Origin of the sequence: Nostoc sp. CALU 1950 (assembly GCF_051172895.1) — a bacterium.
Classification (GTDB): Bacteria; Cyanobacteriota; Cyanobacteriia; order Cyanobacteriales; family Nostocaceae; genus Nostoc; species Nostoc edaphicum_A.
The window spans coordinates 1-22,315 of the sequence record NZ_JBDNJQ010000106.1; the positions used below are offsets into that span (position 1 = coordinate 1).

Here is a 22,315-nt window from a genome sequence, read left to right on the forward strand (position 1 = left end):
ACTTTCTCTGCTGGATGAGAGGGGTTAGCTGTTGCTGGTTTATTGCCATTTCCAAAGGTGGATTGACCGTTGACTGCAACTTTCTCTGCTGGATGAGAGGGGTTAGCTGTTACTGGTTTATTGCCATTTCCAACGGTGGATTGACCATTGACTGCGACTTTCTCTGCTGGTTGATTACCATTGCCAACAGTGACTTTCACTTGATGCCCATTTTGCATAGCTTTTTCAAAGGACTGCTTTGTTTTTTCTGATACATAGTTGGTGCTATTTAAGCGGACATTCAAGACCTTATTTGGAGAAGCTTCTGGGATTTTGTACTCCAGTTGATAGGGGTCTAAGTTTTGCAAAGGTAATCCAGCAACGCGCAGCTGAATAACAGCTTGCCGTAAAGTGCGATCGCTATCTTTGAGATGACTGGTGTTTAAAGCTACAGCTAAATGAGGGCGATCGCTCAGAATATCTTTTACCAAGTTGGTGAGAACACTCCGCGGCCCAAATTCAATAAAGCAATGACCGCCTTCAGCATAAATATTCTCAATTTCCTGCTTAAACAACACCTGATTCCTCAGATGTTCTTTGAGGACTTTTTGAATAACTTGCGGGTCATTGGGGTAACGCTTTCCAGTCACATTGGTGTAAACCGGGATTTGTGGCTCGTTGAAAGTAACTTTTTCAATAGCTCTGGCAAAGGGTTGCTGTGCATAAGCTACTAATGGAGTATGGAAAGCCGCGGAAACTCCCAGCAAGATTGTAGAAAATCCTTGAGTTTTCAGAGCCTCTTCTACATTGGCAATTTCAGCTTTCGTCCCTGCTAACACCATCTGATTTGGGGAATTCAGGTTAGCAATGGTAATCAGTGGGAAATTCTGAATCAGTTCTGTAACCTGATTAACATCCCCTTTTACCGCCAGCATGGCTCCCGCATCTAACTGCGGATCTTCTGGTGCAGCCATCGCTTGACCCCTAGCTTTGACTAAGAAAAAGTAATCTTTCTCACTCAAAACCCCCGCAGCCCAAAGAGCAGTAAGTTCTCCAAAGCTATGCCCTGCAACAAAATCAGGCTTAAACCCAGCTTGTTGCAATATCTTGTACAAACCAGTGCTAAAAGCCCCAATCGCCGGCTGTGCATATTCTGTTTGCTGCAAAACCTTCATCTGGGCAGTCTTTTGATCTAAATCAAACACCGGGTTAGGGAAAACAACCTCCGAAAGGGGCTGCAAACCGTCTTGGCGTAAAAGGTTGTCAATCTGAGCATAGGTCTGACCCAATTCTGGGAAATTAATTAAGAGTTCCCGACCCATCTCTAAATATTGCGAACCTTGCCCAGAAAATAGGGCAACCACCTTCCCCTCTGTTGCTATGCCAGTTTTGCGGTAGTAAATTCCTTGGGGATGTTCCCATGATTCTGCTTGCAACTTGTTTCTTAGCAACTCAATACTTGTTTGTAATAAGTCGCAAGCTTGAGTGAGAGAATCAGCAACAAATCCAAGTCTGGCATTTGCGATCGGAATTTCTAAAGATTGAGACGCCGAAATCATTTCTGTATAAAGCTGCTCTCCCGTATCGGATTGCAATTGCTGTCCAATTTCTTGACAACGCGACAACAATTCTTCAGGTGTTGACGCAAATAGCAACATCGGCTGGGAAGGTTTGTGTAAACGATAAGGTTGCTGATGTTGACTGGTGTATTCTTCCAAAACGACGTGATAATTTGTGCCGCCAAAGCCAAAAGAACTTACCCCTGCACGTCTTGGTTGCTCATCGCTGCTAATCCAAGGTCTAGTTTCCGTATTTAAATAAAACGGGGAACTATCAATATCTAATTTAGGATGCGGTTTGGTGACATTAATGGTGGCTGGTAAGACTTTGTGGTGGAGAGCCAAAGCCGTTTTAATCAAACTCGCCGCACCCGCAGCCGCTTTTGTATGTCCAATCTGTGATTTGACAGTGCCGAGGGCAATATGTTGTTTTTTGGAATTGTTTTCGCCAAAAACTTCTTTTATCGATGAAAATTCGGCTGGATCTCCAGCCATAGTGCCAGTGCCGTGTGCTTCAATCAAACCAACACTGGTAGGCGAAAATCCGGCATCTTCGTAAGCACGATGTAAGGCTCTAACTTGACCTTCAGGACGCGGTGCATAGATGCTTTTATAACGGCCATCGCTAGAAGTGCCAATACCTTTAATGACTGCATAGATTCGGTCATTATCTCGCTGGGCATCCTCAAGGCGCTTCAGGACTAACATTCCCACACCTTCACCCAGCATCATCCCATCAGATTCTGCATCAAAAGGTTTGACATTCTCACCTTGGGAAACAGCAGGAGTTTTGCTGAAACACATATAGGCCATAATTGAGTTGTCGGTGTCAACTCCGCCAGTGATCATCATATCGGCTCGATGCTCAATTAGCTCACTAATTGCCATCTTGAGCGCACCCAATGAACTTGCACAGGCGGCATCGACTACACAATTAGTTCCACCCAAATCTAAGCGGTTGGCAATTCTTCCTGTAACTACATTTGCCAGCATACCTGGGAAGGCATTCTCATCCCACTGCACGTATGCGCTTTTGATTTTCTCAATGATTTTTTGTGTATCCTCATCGGATAAACCGCTACCTTTGAGAACTTTTTCCCAAACTGGGTACTGCATTCTCGCAGTCAGTGGAACCGCCAACTGCCTACCTAGCGCTACACCTAAGATTACACCGATGCGATCGCGACTAAACTGCCGAGATTCGCCGTAACCGGCATCTTCCATCGCTGCTTTCGCAACAAGTAAACCTAGCAATTGCGAAATGTCTGTGACTTCTAGGCTGTTAGGTGGCAGGCCAAATTCCATCGGATTGAAATTGACATCCGGGATAAATCCGCCTCTTTTACAGTAGGTTTTATCAAACGCTCTGGGATTAGGATCATAATAATCCTCTACATTCCAACGCGAAGCGGGAATATCAGTAATACAATCAACTTTGTGAATAATTGTTTCCCAATATTCCTGTAAATTTTTCGATTGGGGAAATATAGAAGCCATCCCGATAATGGCAATATCGGTTTTTTGCCGATGTGTATTTATTTCGCTGGTTAGTGGTGCATTTTCAGCCATAACTTTTTTCACCTGTATGAGCTTGATTAGAGCCTGTTCACAATTGCTCACTTCTTCTTGCAACTGTGCCAAAACAGCTTCAATTCTAGAAGCAGCCATGACTTTATCTTTACTATTGGATTTATAAGATGTAGAGATTTTTATAAAAATATTACCTCTACAAAAAAGGTAGATTCGATCAGCTTTTAGACAGAATTAGGGTTATAGATAATGACTGATATGCTTTGAGTTGAAGATTCAAGAGTTATAACCCTGAGTGGAAGAGATTGCAATGGCAATATTCTGAAGTCTAAATGTATAATTCCGACTTCTTTGCTGGACTATTTCACCTATCTGAAAATCTCTTTAAATTAGAGATGATTTCAACGTTAAAACATAAATTATTGATCCAGGGCTATTCCGTTATAGACATAAACTGTCCATAACTCAAGTTTCAGGCTAATAACTATAGTTTGTTAAAACAAACTATAATCTTTTCTCAGCCGTCTTTAGACGAATTTCGCTATTAGACTCAGAATTAATTCTGAGGCGGACTAGATGAGAATAAAATAGCCCTGGTTGTTGATCAGCTTTAGCTTGGATAGTTTCATCCAGAAAACTTATCCTACTCCGTTTTATCCTGTCAACCGTTGCTTGTCCTGAATATTAAACTAGTCGCTTCTCCATTTCAATTGATATGCAACTTACATAAGACGAGATAATTTTTACCACATGAAATATTGTCAAACACAACTTTGTAGGCAACTTCAAATTAGCAGTACTATAGTTTTGGTTACACATTTGCTAGCTAACATCAGGTAAATTATTCAGAATCTACGCATTCAATTATACAGAATCTTCTTCTAGATTAGAATTGTTATCTCCTTTACTTGTTATCGCCTGATGTTTACTTGCTATCGCCTGATGTTGAGCCGCAGCTAATAGCTTTTGTTCAAGTCTACTAATACTAATTCCCAACTCAGAAGCTTTTTTACTTTTCCACTCTTCTAGCTCACAATCATGTTGATTGAGCCATTCACGCACCGCGACGCGGGCCATTTCAGCTTTGCGAAGAGTCTGGCGAGCTGAATGAAAAATCAGTCGCTGGTTATCAAAGCTTGGCAATGAGAGCATGAATCGCTGTAGTTTCATTTTATCTAGGGTCTTTGGAGGGCGATCGCTTTCACTCACATAATTATTAAAACTCATTTCAATTAGTATGTCACATAGTAAAAATACATTTTAGAAATTGCATATAAATTGCATATATCTTCGTTTCAATCATTCTCATTGAATTAAGTAAGTAAATCTGGGTGGAAATTTCTAACTATGTAACGAAAAGTTAAAACTGATAGTAAGAGTTAAATTTAATACGTTATACACTGTGCTTTCCACTTTCTTCCCTTGCTTTAATTCCATTGATTATGGCATAAGCAAGGTATAACTCGCCGTCAAACATTGTCCTGATAGTTCATCTTTTTTAATATGTTGCCACTCCAATTCAATTTTTCGTCATTCATGTAAGACTTCTTTTATAGTTTGAGGAATCTAGTTAAAGTGAGCAGCTATTTTTTCTACGTATCAGGCATGTGAATTTTATCTTCAAATGTTTACTATGCCTAGAGTGATAGAAGAAGGTTAAGTGCTAATAAAAAGCATTAATTGCTCAACCAAGTTAGACTGTATGTAATTTATTTGCGTATTAAAAGACACAGGCAATCATGTTTTTACAAAGATTGGGTATCTGTGAATTGCTGCTATAGCTTTTACATCTATCCACAAGTTGATTTATTTGTTTAATAAATTATGCATTAATCAATAAGCTAATTTTTTAAAAAGTTATTAGTGTAAAAAAATTCATTTGCTACAATGTCACAATAGCCACTAGTAGCTATATCTAAGGAATGAAAAACTCTAGTTAACAAAAAATCACTCGCAAACCAAAGACTTATTTCGATACGCTGAATAATACCAAGGATATAACAATGTTGAAAAGTGATAAAGAATTACAAACATTATTTATGATTTATTCCGAAAATGTTGCTAGCTATTTATCATCAACAATGTTGCATGTGGGTTGCAATTGAGTATCATTCCGTTTATCGTAAGTGATTAAATGATGTAATTCAATACTGTTTGTTTAAGAATGTCTAGAGATAGATCAATAGGGAGAAGATAAATATAAATTCACCTGATTTGCTGGTTCCTCTATATATTCATAAACGCACAGCATGACAATGCAATTTAATGCGATGACCCGTGTTGTATGAAGCGTTCTGCATAATTTTACTGTCACGAAAATATAAGGGCTTGCTGGCATGAGACTATCTGAGCTAGATCCACTCATACCGCTAATTAAGTTAAGAGAAGAACTCCTGAAGTTACCAAAAGGCTACTCGTTTTTTGAAGAGGAACTAGTAGATTTTTTATCCAGACGAAGATGGCCAGAAAGTAATCGCCGCATTGATCGGACAACTTTCTGGCGATGGAGAAATGACAATGGCATTGAGCATCAAAAAGTATTTAGTCGTTTGGATATTTTGAAGCTCTGCCAAATTTGCGACCACTATCGCATAGATGGAACTCGCAGCGAATACTTGGCGATCGTTAAAACTAAAAAAGAGGTAGTGCTAAACAAATAGAGCTATCTCTGATTAGATGCATAAAGTACCAAATGACTCTACCGAAAGTTGATTAAGTAGTCATTGGTCATTGGTGCATACCCCGTTCCTTGTGGGTGGAAAAACTTTGTCTTTCATCGGACTAATTCAAACCACCTTCAGGAGTGGGTGTGATTTCTCTTGGACTAATAACTAATGATTAGTGACTCTGCACAGTGGTTTGATTCTACTAATAGATTGATGAATCAATACCCTTAGTGTTAGTGATATCTGGCTTCGGAAGAACCCCTCAACCCCCCTTTTGAAGGGGGGCTTCATTCCCTCATTAAAATTATGGTACAAAAACAAAAACAGTCATTCATAAAACCATTCATCAAACCTGTAGGTTGGTGGCCGGTCATGTTAGCAACTACTATGGCTGTAGCGACTGGTGCTGTTACTTTCTATACCTTTTCACGATTTCAGTTGTCCTCAAAAGTTGAGCCTTTAGCTACCCCAAATAGTTCTCCTAAAATGACTGCTATTGCTGCTTTAGGACGTTTAGAACCTCAAGGAGAAGTTATTCGTCTGTCGGCCCCAGAATCCCAAGGGGGTGTAAGGGTCACAAAACTCATGGTAAATAAAGGAGATAGGGTACGACAGGGGCAAGTAGTTGCAATTCTAGACAGTTATTTTCCTCGTCTTGCAGCCCTAGAAAAAGCCCAGCAACAAGTCCTAGTTGCCCAAGCTAGTCTCAACCAGGTAAAAGCTGGTGCAAAAGCTGGAGATATCTCTGCACAAAAAGCAACCATTGCTCGTTTAGAAGCTGAGTTGCGTGGAGAAACCTCTGCACAACAAGCAACGATCGCTCGTTTAGAGGCTGAGTGGCAAAATGCTGAAAGCGAAAATCAGCGATATCAACAGTTATACAAAGACGGGGCGATTTCAGCTTCCGACGCAGATACTAAACGTTTGCGAGTAGATACAGTTCAACAGCAACTCAATGAAGCTAGGGCTTCTCTCAACCGCACTGTAGAAACTCTGCAAAAGCAGTTAACTGAGGCCAAAGCCAGACTCAAAAGTATTGCTGAGATTCGTCCTACCGATATAGCAGCAGCCCAAGCTGATGTCGAAAGTGCAGTAGCCTCAGTTAACCAGGCTAAGGCAGAGTGGGATTTAAGTATTGTGCGATCGCCTATAACCGGGCAAATCATGAAAATTAATGCTTGGCCTGGAGAAGTTATCGGCAATACAGGAATAGCTGATTTAGGTCGTACACAACAAATGTATGTGGTAGCAGAAGTCTATGAAACTGATATTAAAAAAGTGCGTCTAGGTCAGTCGGCCATTATTACTAGCGATGCTTTGCCAGGGAAATTACGAGGAAAAGTCGCAGATATTGGTTTGCAAATTGGCAAACAAAATATCTTTAATAGCAATCCTCAAGCAGATACTGACAACAAAATAGTTGATGTAAAAATTCGTATTGACAATATGGAAGACAACCAGCAAATTGCTGGCTTGACTGATTTACAGGTGGAGGTAATGATTGATATTTAGTACTTCTCAATAGAGCTTTTTTAACTCACAAAATCTTCCTAAATTGCCTAAGATTAATTTGTAATTAGGATACGCTAAAAAATCTTGATTTAAACAAAGCACTTTTCCTCAATTTAGTCTAATTTCTATCCTTGAGGTTTACCAAATGATTCTCAATATCCCCTTAGCTTGGCTACAATTAGCTCGACAAAAGATTCGCTTTCTTGTAGCTTTAGCTGGAATTGCTTTTGTTGCAGTTCTAATGTTTATGCAAATTGGTTTCCAAGCTGCCCTCTATGATAGTGCTACCCAGTTGCATAAAAATCTAGAAGGGGACTTATTTTTAATTAGTGCCCAATATAAATCTCTAACATCAAACCAAAGCTTTTTTCGTTCAAATTTATATCAGGTATTAGGTTTTGATAGTGTAGAATCAGTTAGCCCTTTATATGTACAATTCGCTAAGTTTAAAAACCCCAATAATGGTCTAAAGTTTCCACTATACGTGCTTGGATTTGATCCAGTTAGATCAATTTTTAAGTTTCCAAATATTGAAGAGAAACTTAATCTAATCAGAATCCCTAACGTCGTTTTATTTGACCGCGATTCTCGACCAGAATTTGGTGCGATCGCTAAAGATTTTGAGCAAGGAAAAGATATAAAAGTTGAAATATTTAGCTATACCGGATTAGTTGGTTACAGAGTTAAAATTGGTGGTTTATTTAAACTAGGGCCTTCTTTTGGTGTTGATGGAAATTTAATCGTTAGTTCTTCAACTTTTCTGCGAATATTTCAAGATCGTCCGGTACAAAAAATAGATATAGGATTAATTAAACTCAAACCTGGTGCCAACCCCCAAAAAGTTTTAGCAGATTTATCAGCCAAGTTACCCAAAGATGTAAGAGTTATTACCCGCAAAGACTTTATTGCTTTGGAAAAAGCCTATTGGTCTCTTAGAACACCTATTGGGTTCGTGTTTAATTTGATGGTGTTAATGGGGTTTGTTGTTGGTGTAATCGTTGTTTATCAAATACTTTATAGTAATATTTCTAGTCATTTAACTGAATATGCAACTTTAAAAGCAATGGGATTCAAAAATAAATACTTATTAAGTGTAGTTTTTCAACAAGCTTTAATTTTAGCATCTCTAGGTTATGTTCCGGGTTTGGCTATATCTATAGCCCTATATGATGTATCAAAAAATGCTACTAAATTACCAGTTATCATGACTACAGATAAAGCCATCTTAGTATTAATTTCAGCAACATTAATGTGTTTAACTTCAGGGTTCTTATCTACAAATAAACTCCGAAATGTAGATCCAGCAGATATTTTCTAGATTAAATCTAGTGTATAAATAAAATGCTTAAACAAAAATTCATTGTCACCATAGAAAATCTTAATCACTACTTCGGCGATAAAAAAATACGAAGTCAGGTATTATCTGATATTAATTTTAATATCAATTATGGAGAAATTGTGATTATGACTGGGCCATCAGGTTCAGGAAAAACAACTTTACTGACTTTAATTGGTGGGTTACGTTCTGTCCAAGAAGGAAGTTTGAAATTTATCGGTCAGGAGCTTTCTGGAGCTACTAATCAGCAATTAGTTCAAGTACGTCGGCATATTGGCTATATTTTTCAAGCTCACAACTTGCTAGATTTCTTAACAGCGAGACAGAATGTTCAAATGTCACTTGAATTACACAAAAACATTTCTGAATTGGAAGCTCGCAAAAAATCAGAAGCGATACTCAGTGCTGTAAAATTGGAGAATAGAGTAAATTATTATCCGTCTGATCTTTCTGGAGGACAAAAACAACGGGTAGCTATTGCTCGTGCTTTAGTAAGTCATCCCAAATTAGTTTTAGCTGATGAACCGACAGCAGCTTTAGACAGTAAGACAGGCCGAGATGTTGTCACCTTGATGCAGCAACTAGCTAAAGAACAGAATTGTGCTATTTTAATGGTCACTCACGACAATAGAATTTTAGATATTGCAGATCGCATAATTCATATGGAAGATGGTTATCTGGTCAAAGAAGTTTCGTGATAATTAAACGAACACATGAGCTAATTGCTAAATCATTTACTGTTTTTATCTACAATAAAAAAAGAAAAGCCGTAGAAATTTTAAATATTTTACGGCTTTTTAGTGTGGTGTAAGGAGACTTGATTTAAGAGGTTGTTTGAAAAGTCCTTTTGTCGGTATCAAAAGTTTTAGATCCCCCTAAATCCCCCTTAAAAAGGGGGACTTTGACTCCAGTTCCCCCCTTTTTAAGCTATCCATTACCCGGATCTTTCTCAACAAAACGTAAAAATACTTAAATAAAGCCGAAAAGGTTGATAGATATAGTTTTGAGGAGGAGAAAACAGAGGGGAATGAAAAATGGAAAGGTGGGCAGCATCGGAATTGAGGTATGTAAATTTGGGAGATGCGCGCAGAAACAAGCGCCTAATCAAGCTAGTAGAAGACTTGGCAGCACAACCAACAAGTAGTGTACCGCAAGCATGTGGGACTCTAGCAGCAACAACAGCAGCATACGATTTATGGAGTTCGCCGTATATAAAAGCAGCAGATATCAGTCATGGACATAGTAAAAGTACAGTCGAAAGGGCAAAAGCAGAGGAAATAGTCTTAGCCATACAGGACACAACAAATATGGATGTAACAAGTCATCCAGAGACAAAAGGAATAGGATATTTAGATCATAAAAAAAGTTTTGGATTAAAAGTACATTCAACATTAATAGCGAGCATAAAAGGAGTGCCTCTGGGAATAATAGACCAACAAATATGGGTGAGAGATATAGAAGATTTAGGGATAGCAAAAAAACGCCGTCAGAGACAAACACAAGAAAAAGAAAGCCAACGCTGGTTAGACGGATTAGAACGAACAAACACATTGTTAGCCAAGAAAACAAAAATTATAACGGTAGCAGATTCAGAAGCAGATATATTTGATTTATTTCACCAAGAAAGACCAGATAATTGCCATTTACTCATCCGGGGAACTCACAATAGGAGAGTCAACCATACAGCGAATTATCTACATGAAGCAATTCGCTCAAGTGCAGTGCGTGGAAAGATTGAAGTCTCAGTAAAACGTAATCCAGAAAGACCAGCCCGGATAGCAAAACTAACAATTAGATACGAAACGATAGAAATCGAGGTACCCAGAAATAAAATTGGGCGTTCGCAAATAAAGCCAGTCAAACTACAGGTAATTTTAGCAGAGGAAGAAAACCCACCATCAGGTATAACAGCAATTAGTTGGTTATTGTTAACAACACTGGAAATCAATAGTGTGAAAGATGCAGCACGCTGTATCGAATGGTATACATACCGTTGGTTAATCGAACGTTATCACTATACCTTGAAAAGTGGTTGCAGAATCGAAGAATTACAACTTGAAACCGCCAGAAGACTGGAAATGGCATTAGCAACATATTCCATTGTGGCATGGCGATTGTTATGGCTCACTTACGAAGCTAGGCAAAATCCAGATATCTGTTGTGAGACTGTTTTAAATACTGTCGAATGGCAATCTTTATGTGTCACTGTCAGCAAAAACCCCATTCCACCCAAGATACCACCGACATTAAGAGCAGCAGTACGTATGATTGCTAGCCTCGGTGGTTTTCTTGGTCGTAAAGGTGATGGAGAACCTGGCGTGAAAACTATTTGGAAAGGGTTACGGCGATTACATGATATCGCTGCTACTTGGAAATTAGCCCATCAATGCTAACACTCATACTTTCTGCTGTTTGTCTAGTCCTCCTATTGTCATCCAGCAATTCCAATCCTGTTGAGAATTAGCTTTTAGCTTTTGTTAAGAAAGATGTGACTAATGGATAGCTTTTTAAGGGGGGTTAGGGGGGATCAAAAGTGCCTAAAGTTACAGAGAGAAACTTTTCAAACATCCTCTAAGTAGGCTCATAAATCTATCTGACTATTCGTGAGACATAAATAACGACACTGATTTAATTGCGTTAGCGGAGCGGGGCGTTAGCCCATTGCGAATTCACAATTGCGAATTGCTTTGACTCCTAGTTTCTATTTATTGCTAACTTCTAAAGGCAAGAAAATCGTCAAAACTTCCCCATAGTGTGGACGCTGGCGTACAATCAGTTTGCCACCGATCGCCTGGAATAAATGTTTGGTTGCGGCGATATTCAAACTAATCGTACCCGTTTCTGGTTGGAACATCAGCAGTTGACCAAGGGCTTTGCGAATTGGTGGTGTTGCAGGTGTGGCGGCTTTATTTGAATCTTTGCACCCAAATTGGGGCGATAATTGTAACTTAAGTTGATCTCCAGCCGGGATAACTTGTACCTGAATATGGCTACCTGCGGGTAAACTGCGAGTAAAATTTTCCATCAAACCAGTAAGTACCTGATCCAGCATGGTGGGATTGCTCACCACTGTTGGTAGTTGCTGGGGTAAAACAACATTTAAAGTTAAGTTCCGCCGATGTGCTGCTTGTTCCCAACGGGGAATACTTTGCTGCAACACTTGATCTAAAGACATCGGCGTGAGTTGAGTTTTTGAGGATTTTGCTGAGGTAGTAGTTTCCAGTTCTGCTGCCTTAAACAGCAACTCCATGCGATCAATTTGCTCGGTACACTCATGATCGATAACTTTTAAGCGATTGATCACGCTAGCATCTAAGTCTCGCCGTTTCAGCAGCAGACGAGTCATAGTGCGAATCGTGGTTAAAGGTGTGCGGACTTCGTGAGCAAAAGCTTGGAGCAATTCTACATCAGGATTTGGGGATTGGGTATGGGGGATTGGGCATTGGGCGTTGGGAATTGGGCATGGGTTATTCTCCTTGTCCCCAGTTCCTAGTAAAGAGTCTCTAGTCTCTTCTGCTTCTGTTACTTCTTGAAGCAACAACTGGCTAAACTCAATCATAATTCGGTAGTCTGGTGCTACCGGAGAATACTGTTCTACCAATGCATCCAGGCGGGCAAAGAACTCTGGATTAGCTAGCATTACCCTTGCCCCTAGCGATCGCCAAGCTTGCTGTACTACCTCTGGCTCAAAAGAAAATGAAAAGGTTTTTTTACCGTTTTTGTGGGTTGCTAAAACCAGCACTAATCTAAATTTATCTGTAAAAACTAAGCAAAATTGTTCCGTACCGAGTGGATCAGCAGGTAGTAAGGGAAGTACCGATTCATGAGGAGCAATTTCTTCATTTACAAATTCGTTGGCGTAGTCCAACCCAGGCATCGCACACGGCATCTGAAATGGCATCAGCGCCAAGGGGTTGAATGGTTTTGCGGTAAAAGTTACTGTTTCTAAGCTTTGAGTCAGTTTTGGCTGACTAAATAAGGGTGCGGGTGCAGCTAAAACTAATCCTTGGGTTGTGTCAACCGAGGCAGTTGCTAAAGTCTTTAATAGCAAATGTTCTGTCGCTGCTAGGCTGACACGCCACTGCCGCTCTGCTTTGGCAGGTGAACATTCAGCTATACTTGATTGATTTTCAGCCAAGATTTCGCTCAGGCTTGGCAATATCCATTTGTACACAGGCTTTCACCCCTTAATTCAAGAGCGACTAACAGCGTCTAGGGTAGACATTTCACTACTACTTAAGAGGTTATAGCCATTTGTGTACTGGTGACAGTGGTAGAACCGAACAATTCGGGCGCAATTTCCGCTATTTGGCGATGTCTACGACGGGCTACGCCTAGGCTGTTGACTTTGATGAGATTTACCCATTTTTTATTCATACAGTTTTGGTGTCATCATTGGTGAACCAAATTAAATAAGTAATGAGTAATGAGTAATGAGTAATGGGTATTTACTCATTTATGTTCAAAATGACTTTCCCTACCCTCAAATTGATCTCCTCACCGACCTAAAGGCGCTCTTAAGAAGGAGTAATGAGTAATAAGTAATGAGTAAATACCCATTTTTCATCCACTCATTACTCCTTACTCATTACTCATTACTTTAAAACCTTGCGTGAAGCACGGGGTTTCAGACCCAATTCTTTGGTGATGGGATATTTTTTATTGAAAGTCCCTGTTTCGGCGATGTACGTAGGGATAGCCGATCATAGACATTGCATTTTTTGAGTAGATTAACAATGAACTATCTTAAAAGCACTTTATGACTTCTTTTGATTCAGTTGAAGATTTGGTACTAGTTGCTGGTGCTACTGGTGGAGTAGGGCAACTGGTGGTAGGCAAGCTGTTGGAGAAAGGCGTGAAAGTTCGTGTCCTGACACGCAATGCCGCCAAAGCTGAAGAGATGTTTAACCAAAGAGTGCAAATTGCCGTTGGTGACATCCGCCAGCCAGCTACACTGCCAGCCGCAATGCCAGATGTCACCCACATCATAAATTGTACTGGAACCACTGCCTTTCCCTCTGAGCGATGGGAATTTGAGCAATCCCCGAACTTGCTTGAATGGGGCATCACTTTCCTTAACCCCAAATCTAGTCAAGCAAAAGCAAAGAATAGTCCAGAAAAGGTCGATGCCCAAGGTGTAAGCAATCTAGTAGCAGCAGCACCCCGGAATTTGAAGCGATTCGTTTTCGTCTCTTCCTGTGGAATTCTCCGTAAAAATCAGTTTCCTTTTAGTATTCTTAATGCCTTTGGTGTGTTGGATGCCAAACAAAAGGGCGAAGAGTCCATTATTAATTCAGGATTACCCTACACCATTATCCGCCCAGGACGCCTCATTGACGGCCCCTATACCTCATACGACCTCAACACTCTCCTTAAGGCAAAAACAGGCGGTAAATATGGTGTGGTCGTAGGTACTGGGGATACACTTTCGGGTGATACCAGCCGGATTGATGTAGCAAATGCTTGTGTGGAATGCCTTTCTTACCCAAGTAGTTCTAGGAAAATTTTTGAAATAGTCAACCAAGGACAAAGACCGCCTGTAATTGATTGGGAAACTCTTTTTTCTTTACTCTGAGTAACTGCTAAGTGCTGAGTGTCATATTTTATTCAATGCCCCATGCTCTATGTCTGATGCCCAATCCTCAGTGTTTCTGTAGTTTATTACCTCTAAAGACGGCAAACACCACTCGGACGTTACGGTTCACCCTAATTGCTGAAAGTATTAATTCTCATACATTAGACAGAGTGAAGACAAATAAATCCATGAACCAGCTAAAAACACAATTTAGTTAGTTTAACCGTCCTAAGCAAGGTTCGGGAAACCACCCTTCATGGACTGGCTACCACTAAGGTTCAGTATATATATCAGCATTAGTCTGGAGTTTTAACCCCAGGAAGGCCGAATCAAAGGTATTCATGCTGAACTGGCTGATTTCTTGACCCTGTTGGTTGAAAATTTAGTGCTTTATATTCTCATTCATTCATTTGTAGTTATACGGAGCCAGCACCTAAAATGGCAAAAGTAGTTGGAATTGACTTAGGAACAACGAACTCCTGCGTGGCAGTGATGGAAGGTGGTAAACCCACGGTAATTGCTAATGCTGAAGGTTTTCGGACAACACCCTCAGTAGTGGCATTTGCTAAAAATGGCGATAACTTGGTTGGTCAAATCGCCAAACGCCAAGCGGTGATGAACACAGAAAATACGTTTTACTCAGTTAAACGCTTCATCGGACGCCGCTACGACGAAGTGAGTAACGAAGCTACGGAAGTTTCTTACAAAGTCCTCAGCAATAACGGCAATGTCAAATTAGATTGTCCAATCGCTGGTAAAGCATTTGCTCCTGAAGAAATTTCTGCAAAAGTTCTTCGCAAACTAGTTGAAGATGCCAGCAAATACTTGGGCGAAACCGTAACCCAAGCTGTAATCACCGTTCCGGCATACTTCAACGACTCCCAACGGCAAGCGACAAAAGACGCTGGTAAAATTGCCGGGATTGAAGTTCTACGAATTATCAACGAGCCTACAGCTGCATCTTTGGCTTATGGGTTTGACAAGAAGAGTAACGAAACCATTCTCGTGTTTGACTTGGGTGGTGGTACCTTCGACGTATCCGTACTGGAAGTAGGAGATGGAGTTTTTGAAGTACTAGCCACATCTGGTGATACCCACCTTGGCGGTGATGACTTCGATAAAAAAATAGTTGACTTCTTAGCTGATAAGTTCAAGAAAGCCGAAGGTATTGACCTCCGGAAAGACAAACAAGCTTTACAACGTCTGACTGAAGCCGCAGAAAAAGCCAAAATTGAGCTTTCTAGCGTTACCCAAGCAGAAATTAACCTGCCATTTATCACCGCAACCCAGGATGGCCCCAAGCACCTGGACACAACTCTGACTCGCGCTCAGTTTGAAGAACTTTGCTCTGACTTAATCGACCGTTGTCGTGTTCCTGTGGAAAACGCCCTTCGGGATGCCAAGTTAAACAAAGGCGATATTGATGAAGTGGTATTAGTTGGTGGTTCTACCCGCATTCCTGCTGTACAGCAGATTGTGAAGCAGGTATTGGGTAAAGACCCCAACCAAAGCGTGAACCCTGATGAAGTCGTAGCAGTTGGTGCAGCTATTCAAGCCGGGGTACTGGCTGGTGATGTAACTGGCATCTTGCTGTTAGACGTGACACCGCTATCTTTGGGTGTGGAAACATTGGGCGGCGTGATGACCAAAATTATCCCTCGCAACACCACAATTCCCACCAAAAAATCCGAAGTTTTCTCCACCGCTGTAGATGGTCAAACCAACGTAGAAATTCACGTTCTGCAAGGTGAACGCGAATTCTCTAACGATAATAAGAGCTTGGGAACCTTCCGCCTTGATGGTATTCCTCCTGCACCACGTGGCGTCCCTCAAATTGAAGTGGTCTTCGATATTGACGCTAATGGTATTCTTAACGTCACTGCTAAGGACAAAGGCACTGGTAAAGAACAGTCCATCAGCATAACTGGCGCTTCCACCCTGGATAAAAATGACGTTGACCGGATGGTGAGAGAAGCTGAACAGAACGCTTCATCTGACAAAGAACGGCGTGAAAAGATTGAACGCAAGAACCAAGCCGATTCTTTGGCATACCAAGCTGAAAAGCAGTTACAAGAATTGGGCGATAAAGTTCCGGATGCTGACAAGACTAAAGTTGAAGGTTTAGTGAAAGAACTGCGGGAAGCAGTTGCGAAAGAAGACGATGAGCAAATCAAGAAGCTCACCCCAGAATTGCAACAAGCGCTATTCGCTGTTGGTAGCAACATCTATCAACAAGCTGGTGGCGGTGCTGCACCTGGTGCTGAACCTCAAGATAGCGGTTCTACATCTAGCTCTGGTAGCGGCGATGATGTGATTGACGCTGATTTTACAGAGAGCAAATAATTCCCCTACTTCTTTTGGGAAGATTATCTTGTTCCACCTCATATTACCCACTCAGGCAAATCCCTGAGTGGGGATTTTTTTTAAAGGATGTTAGGAGAGACGCGATAAATCGCGTCTGTACAAGAATTAGGAGTTATATAAAGTCGTTAATCCTTTATGCCATATCCACAAGCACCTTGGACACTTCACGGTTATGCTATCCAAACTCTGCATTTGGTAAATATTGACCAAGTGCGCCCTTTGATTCCCTTAGAGTTAGAAATTATTTCTGTATGGCCTGGTAAAACCCTTGCTAGCGTGTATTTATCTAATTACGGGTCAGGCTCGGTGCTGGAGTATAGTGAGTTAATTGTTGTCCCAGCTTTGGTTAATTACCAGAGAAAAATCGGCGCTTGGATTTCTCACATTTATGTAGATAATGCTGATTCGGTGGCTGGTGGTCGAGAAATTTGGGGACTACCAAAGGAACTAGCTGAGTTTACCTGGGAACAAGGAAAGTATGTTAGTGTGCATCAGGAAAACCGGAAGCTGTGTAGTCTTAAGTACAATCAACAAAGTCTGGCATGGAGACAGAGGCTAAGTGTCTCTAGTTTCAGCGCCAAGGATGCTGATTTGCTGATATTCCCTGCTGAATTTGAGTCTGTGTTGGGTTTGATTGGTTCTAAGCTAGAAATCCCCGCCGAAAGTCCTTTTTCTGAAATGGGTTTAGGTCAACCTTGGTTAACTGTGCGTTGTGAGCAGATGAATCTGCGGGTTGATGCCCCAAAAGTGATAGGTCAATCAATTTTGGATTTTAGATTTTAGATTAACCCATGCCTAAAGGTATAGGAATCCGCTTTGATTTCTGAACTGATTTGCGTAGGCAGGCAATAGGCAATAGGCAATAGGAAAGAAGGCTTCTTAGTTGTACTGAGTTTTTTCAGATATCAAATATGAGTCCTATAGTTGCTTTGTAACGAGCGTTAAATTTGACAGGAAGGCAATGTCTAATATCAAGTTGCTTTTAATATATTCAGAGGATGTTTTAAAAGTGGGGGACTATTGTAAGAAAGCTCACAAGGCTTATGCTGAGATTTGTAGATAACAGCACCTTATGAGCGAATGATTAAAGCATACCGTAGCAATTTGACATGGGAACAGTGGGAATTAATTTCAGACCTGTTCCCAGAAGAAAAGCTGGGTGGTCGTCCACGGAAATTAGCATTATTTGCAGTGGTGAATGCGATTCTTTATGTTCTGTGTGAGGGGTGTACATGGCGAGGCTTACCTGGGGATTTTCCCACATGGTCAACAGTTTATGGTTATTTCTGGAGATGGAGTAAAGATGGTACATGGTTGAAAGTCCACGACCAACTCTATAGATGGGTGAGGGCAGACGCTCTGCGTGAACCTAGCCCATCAGAAGCCGCAGTTGATAGCCAATCAGTGGAAACGGCAACGATGATATCTATCGAAGTGGGCTATGACGCAGGAAAAAAGATACATGGACGCAAACGACATCTGAGCGTAGATATGTTAGGGCTAGTTTTAAGGGTTTTGGTTACTGCTGCTAGTGTTCCAGAACGTGAGGGAGGTAAGAAAGTCCTACAACAAGTTCATCAAATGGGGTATAAGGTCAAACGCTTAAATACAATTTGGATGGATGGAGGATATCGAGGAGAAGATTTTATGCACTGGGTAATGGATATGTTTCGGTGGATTGTTGAAATCGTTCTCAGACCCTTGGAGAAGAAAGGTTTTGTTTTATTACCAAAACGGTGGGTGGTGGAAAGAACATTTGGATGGCTTAACTGGTGTCGGCGGTTGAGTAAGGATTATGAACGGCTTCCCCAGACTTCAGAGACTTTCATCTATATAGCAATGATTCGTATTATGGTCAGACGACTAGCATAATTTTTGACTAGCTTTGACTTTTAAAACATCCTCTCAGGGCATAATCCGGAATGCGGTACTTTTATTTTGTAGCTATATCTATACCTAAAAAAGTAAACATAAGTTGGTCACTTTAAACTATAAGGGACAGATTAGATGGATTATCTCGTGCAATATTTAGCTATTTTTTAAATTTAAATGTTTACTTAATTAGCAAGCTTGAGAAAACGACACAATTAACAAATTTTCCCTACTGTTAATCAATAGTAGGGTTTTTATTGGAAATTACAAGATTTCTGAATTTTCTTCTAATAAATTGATATCTAATCTTAAGCTTGGGATAATTCTGAAAGTTTCCTAAGTTCCCAACATCTGTAAGTTATGCAAAGTGGCATAAAGCCCTCCTTCTCGCAATAATTGATCATGGCTTCCCTGTTCGATTAATTCGCCACGCTTCAGAACAAAAATCCGGTCTACATTGCGAATCGTAGACAGGCGGTGAGCGATAATAATGGCGGTACGTCTGAGCAAAAGCTGGTTTAATGCCTCTTGAACTAAAGCTTCTGTGCCAACATCCAAACTAGCGGTAGCCTCATCTAGTACCAAAATTTGGGGACTGCGAATGGCAGCTCGTGCAAAGGCTAAAAGTTGCTTTTGACCACTAGAAATATTTGTCCCCCGTTCTCGCAGTTGAGTATCATAGCCTTGGGGTAGTTCTTCTATAAACTGGGCAATGTTGGTTTCTTCTGCTGCTTGTTGAATCTGTTCAATGGTATAGCCATCTCCTAAAGAAATGTTGCTTTTAACATCGCCAGCAAACAAAAAGCCTTCTTGTAAAATTACTGCCATGTAGCGCCGCAGTTCTGCTTGTGGCACTTCCCGAATATCGACGCCATCAATGAGAATGCGTCCTTGGGTGGGTTCGTAGAGGCGGCACAAAAGCCGGATAATCGAAGTCTTACCCGCACCTGTAGGGCCGACTAATGCCACTCTTTCACCAGGATTAATGGTGAAATCTAAGTCTTTAATTACGTAATCATCATTTTTGTAAGCAAACCAGACGTGATCGAAGCGAATTTCTCCTAGTTCTGGCGGGGAAGTGAGGTCTGGGGATTCTAGATTTGCCAGGATCTCGTCTATGTAGCCAAATTTCGCATCAAATATTGAGAAGCGGACATTGGCGCGATCGCGGATTTCTATCGGTTCATCTAATATATCGCCTACGCGCTCAATGGCAGTAAAACCAGCTTGAATTACTGTAAATTTTTCCGCAAAATCCCTTAAAGGGTCAAATAATTGCTGGGCATACAAGATAAATGCAGCTAATGTCCCGAAAGTCAACCTTTCTCCCAAGAGTAACCAACCACCCATCAACAAAACACCTGCGATCGCAATCAGTCCAATCCATTCCAAGGTTGCTGAAATAAATGAATCATAAAAGATGGTTTGATCCATTTGCTGAGTGTAGCGGCTGTTTGTGGCGCGAAACAATTCGGCATTAAATTTTTCCCTGCGGAACAACTGCACTACATTAATGCCAAGAACATTTTCTTGTAGCTGTGAGTTCAATATAGAAAGTTCTTCCCGCCCTTTGTAATTGGCTTTGCGGTACTGTTGCTGGATGTAAACAATTACCCAGGTAACTGGTAATAACATCACTAGCAGCAAGCAGGTAAGTTGCCATTGGATGGAAAACATTAAACCTAAAATCACCAGCATCGAAAACAAATTGGATACAATGCCAATTGCCCCAGTAGAAAAGACATCGCCTAACACTTCCACATCGCTGGTGATTCTGGTGATTAATTTACCTACGGGCGTGCGGTCAAAAAACCGTACTGCTAGAGATGTGACGTGCTGGAATAAGTCTTGGCGAATTGCTGCGGTGATTTGTTGCCCTAGCTTCTGTACTATGTAACCTTGGAAACCTGTCAAAATCAATCGGATTGCGATCGCAATTACCAATAATCCCTCCAGGATATTTAGCCCTTGAGATAAGGGGCGATTCCTGAGAAATTCGTAAGTGCTAGGTTCATTGCGAATCAGAGAGATTACTTGGCCAATCAACAGCGGTTGTATGGCATTAGCTAGCGCGATCGGTACGAGTAAGCACATTGACAGCGCCAATAGTCGTCCACTACGACGGGCATAGGGCACTAAACGCAAAAACAACCGCCAGTCATTCTCACGCCGTCGGTCTTGGGTATAAGATTTTTTGAGAGATTGGTAGATGCTCATAGTAAGAGCATTATATTTAATGTTTGGAAAAAAACACGCTTGTTTAAAGTAGTGTTTGTCTTGCTACCCCGATACCATGCCTGAGATAGAAACCGCAAGATTGCTACTAAGACCCTATACTCCTCAAGATTTAGATGAACTAGCTTCCATTTTGACTAACCCAGAAGTTATGAGATATTCACCTAGAGGGCCTATACCTAAAGATCAGGTCAAAGAAGCCCTGTACAAGTATTAAACCGGAAAGCCTACCATTCACAATTGGAATCTAAATATTTTGTAGGAACGTATAGTTGCGCGCTCTTACTAGATTATTTGTATTAATTGCTTCATATATATCTTTGTAAGTATGGAATAATACCATACTTCTCTGTTTACGTCTTATATCTAAAGATAGAAGATAAAGGTTAAAATTTGGGAAACCTAAGAGGGGTTCATTCCCATAGAGATGTCCTGCCTATTTATCGCAGAGTGCAACTGAGGTCAGATGACGCAACCTTTAAATCAAGTCAAAGAGTGGGAACAACGTCGTGATGAAGCAAACCACTACTATCAGCGAGGGAAATTTCAAGAGTATCTGGATCTGGCTACCAAGAATTTACACTTGGCTAGAGCAATTCCAGACCGAGCCAGAGAAGGTTATACATTAAATGACCTTGGTTTAGCCCACCTCAGTTGCTGGCAACCTCAAAGAGCATTAGAGCGCTTTCATCAGGCGCTTTCGGTTGCTAATGAAATTGGCAACGCGCCAGCACAAGCAACTGCACTTAGCAATTTGGGTTCTACCTACAGCCGTCTTGGACGCTTTTCGCAAGCGTTGGAATATTTTGACAAATCACTACCAATCTTTAGGCGATTGCAAGATTCTCAAGGAGAAATTTCTACTCTCAATGATGTGGCGCTAATCTATACGCGGTTGGGAGAACCGAAACGGGCGCTGTTGCTACAACATCAAATTTTGAGGATGCGGCGATTGTTAGGTGACTTTTCTGGTGAGGCAACAACCCTAAATGGCATTGGGTTTGCTTACAATGTCTTAGGCAAGTTTGAGCAAGCGCTAGAATTTTTTGAAGCAGCACTTCCAATTCAACGAGCTGTCAAGAATTTGCTCACAGAAGCAACCACCTTAAACAACATTGCTTCTGTCTATCATGATTTAGGAAAACCCAAACAAGCGCTGTTACTTTACTATCAAGTTCTTTTGACACGTCAGGCAATTGGCGATCGCTCTGGCGAGGCAACAACCCTCCACAACATTGGTTTTACCTACAGCTCCCTGGCCCAGCACCGCCAAGCCATGAAGTTCTACAAACAAGCCATGACAATTTATCAACAGCTGGGCGATTCTCTTGGAGAAATTTCAACCTTACTGAATATGGGAACCCTTTACGCCACAACCAAACGCAAAAAGTTGGCGCGATCGTGTTACCAAAATGCCCAAGAGTTAGCAGAGCAAATCGAACATCAGCCACTCCTGGAAAAAGTACAGCAGTTCATAGATTCTCTGTAGCTTTACAAGGGCAGTTTTTAATGAACTTTGGGGGTTTAAGTCCTAGCCTTTGAAGGACAGTGCGTTTTGTGTCGAGGTCTAAATCCCTGTCACAAAACGTAATTGCTCTCTTCTCTACGAGACGCTCCGCGAACGTAGCGGTAGCAAGTCCGCGTACCCCTACGGGGAAGCAAGCTACGCTTTTAGCGCGTCTCGTAG

16 protein-coding genes are annotated in these 22,315 nt (G+C 41.1%); 11 read left to right on the top strand and 5 right to left on the bottom strand.

Going from position 1 to position 22,315, the window contains the following annotated elements; all coding sequences use genetic code 11:
- Both ABF638_RS24715 and ABF638_RS24720 read right to left on the bottom strand, forming a co-directional pair.
- A partial coding sequence (locus ABF638_RS24715) for a beta-ketoacyl synthase N-terminal-like domain-containing protein (RefSeq protein WP_435025565.1) occupies positions 1-3,206 on the bottom strand: 3,206 nt, incomplete at its 3' end.
- 726 nt (positions 3,207-3,932) lie between these two features.
- Complete coding sequence (locus tag ABF638_RS24720; protein ID WP_435025566.1) at positions 3,933-4,295, bottom strand: hypothetical protein; 363 nt, start codon at positions 4,293-4,295, stop codon at positions 3,933-3,935.
- A 1,109-nt stretch (positions 4,296-5,404) separates the two neighbouring features.
- Between ABF638_RS24720 and ABF638_RS24725 the strand changes: the two genes are divergently transcribed.
- From ABF638_RS24725 to ABF638_RS24745, 5 genes are all read left to right on the top strand, one after another.
- A complete protein-coding gene (locus ABF638_RS24725) occupies positions 5,405-5,728 on the top strand; it encodes a hypothetical protein (RefSeq protein ID WP_069074443.1) in 324 nt (107 codons plus the stop codon).
- A 312-nt stretch (positions 5,729-6,040) separates the two neighbouring features.
- Positions 6,041-7,246 (top strand): ABC exporter membrane fusion protein, encoded by a 1,206-nt coding sequence (locus ABF638_RS24730; RefSeq protein ID WP_435025567.1) that lies wholly within the window; start codon positions 6,041-6,043, stop codon positions 7,244-7,246.
- A gap of 145 nt (positions 7,247-7,391) precedes the next feature.
- Positions 7,392-8,564: an ABC transporter permease DevC gene (devC, locus tag ABF638_RS24735; protein WP_435025569.1), complete on the top strand. Its 1,173-nt coding sequence runs from the start codon at positions 7,392-7,394 to the stop codon at positions 8,562-8,564.
- 23 nt (positions 8,565-8,587) lie between these two features.
- Positions 8,588-9,280, top strand: coding sequence for a DevA family ABC transporter ATP-binding protein (locus ABF638_RS24740; protein WP_435025571.1), 693 nt, complete (start codon positions 8,588-8,590; stop codon positions 9,278-9,280).
- A gap of 336 nt (positions 9,281-9,616) precedes the next feature.
- Complete coding sequence (locus ABF638_RS24745) at positions 9,617-10,975, top strand: IS4 family transposase (RefSeq protein WP_435025572.1); 1,359 nt, start codon at positions 9,617-9,619, stop codon at positions 10,973-10,975.
- Between the two features lie 308 nt (positions 10,976-11,283).
- Here the strand turns inward: ABF638_RS24745 and ABF638_RS24750 are convergent, their stop codons facing one another.
- Both ABF638_RS24750 and ABF638_RS24755 read right to left on the bottom strand, forming a co-directional pair.
- Complete coding sequence (locus ABF638_RS24750) at positions 11,284-12,756, bottom strand: sensor histidine kinase (RefSeq protein ID WP_435025573.1); 1,473 nt, start codon at positions 12,754-12,756, stop codon at positions 11,284-11,286.
- 62 nt (positions 12,757-12,818) lie between these two features.
- On the bottom strand, positions 12,819-12,959 hold the full coding sequence (locus ABF638_RS24755) for a hypothetical protein (RefSeq protein ID WP_176727200.1): 141 nt from the start codon (positions 12,957-12,959) through the stop codon (positions 12,819-12,821).
- 382 nt (positions 12,960-13,341) lie between these two features.
- Between ABF638_RS24755 and ABF638_RS24760 the strand changes: the two genes are divergently transcribed.
- From ABF638_RS24760 to ABF638_RS24775, 4 genes are all read left to right on the top strand, one after another.
- The gene (locus ABF638_RS24760) at positions 13,342-14,157 is read left to right on the top strand and encodes an SDR family oxidoreductase (RefSeq protein WP_435025574.1); all 816 of its coding nucleotides are present in this window, start codon (positions 13,342-13,344) and stop codon (positions 14,155-14,157) included.
- Positions 14,158-14,595: 438 nt separating this feature from the next.
- Positions 14,596-16,500 (top strand): molecular chaperone DnaK, encoded by a 1,905-nt coding sequence (dnaK, locus tag ABF638_RS24765; RefSeq protein WP_069074449.1) that lies wholly within the window; start codon positions 14,596-14,598, stop codon positions 16,498-16,500.
- 156 nt (positions 16,501-16,656) lie between these two features.
- Positions 16,657-17,304 carry an acetoacetate decarboxylase family protein gene (locus ABF638_RS24770; protein ID WP_435025575.1) on the top strand — a complete coding sequence of 216 codons (648 nt, stop codon included), beginning with the start codon at positions 16,657-16,659 and terminating at the stop codon, positions 17,302-17,304.
- Positions 17,305-17,601: 297 nt separating this feature from the next.
- Positions 17,602-18,393: an IS5 family transposase gene (locus tag ABF638_RS24775; protein WP_435025576.1), complete on the top strand. Its 792-nt coding sequence runs from the start codon at positions 17,602-17,604 to the stop codon at positions 18,391-18,393.
- Between the two features lie 336 nt (positions 18,394-18,729).
- Here the strand turns inward: ABF638_RS24775 and ABF638_RS24780 are convergent, their stop codons facing one another.
- Positions 18,730-20,610: an ABC transporter ATP-binding protein gene (locus ABF638_RS24780; protein WP_435025577.1), complete on the bottom strand. Its 1,881-nt coding sequence runs from the start codon at positions 20,608-20,610 to the stop codon at positions 18,730-18,732.
- A 76-nt stretch (positions 20,611-20,686) separates the two neighbouring features.
- Between ABF638_RS24780 and ABF638_RS24785 the strand changes: the two genes are divergently transcribed.
- The gene (locus ABF638_RS24785) at positions 20,687-20,845 is read left to right on the top strand and encodes a GNAT family N-acetyltransferase (protein ID WP_435025578.1); all 159 of its coding nucleotides are present in this window, start codon (positions 20,687-20,689) and stop codon (positions 20,843-20,845) included.
- Positions 20,846-21,094: 249 nt separating this feature from the next.
- Positions 21,095-22,117: a tetratricopeptide repeat protein gene (locus ABF638_RS24790; protein ID WP_435025579.1), complete on the top strand. Its 1,023-nt coding sequence runs from the start codon at positions 21,095-21,097 to the stop codon at positions 22,115-22,117.
- Positions 22,118-22,315: the final 198 nt, after the last annotated feature.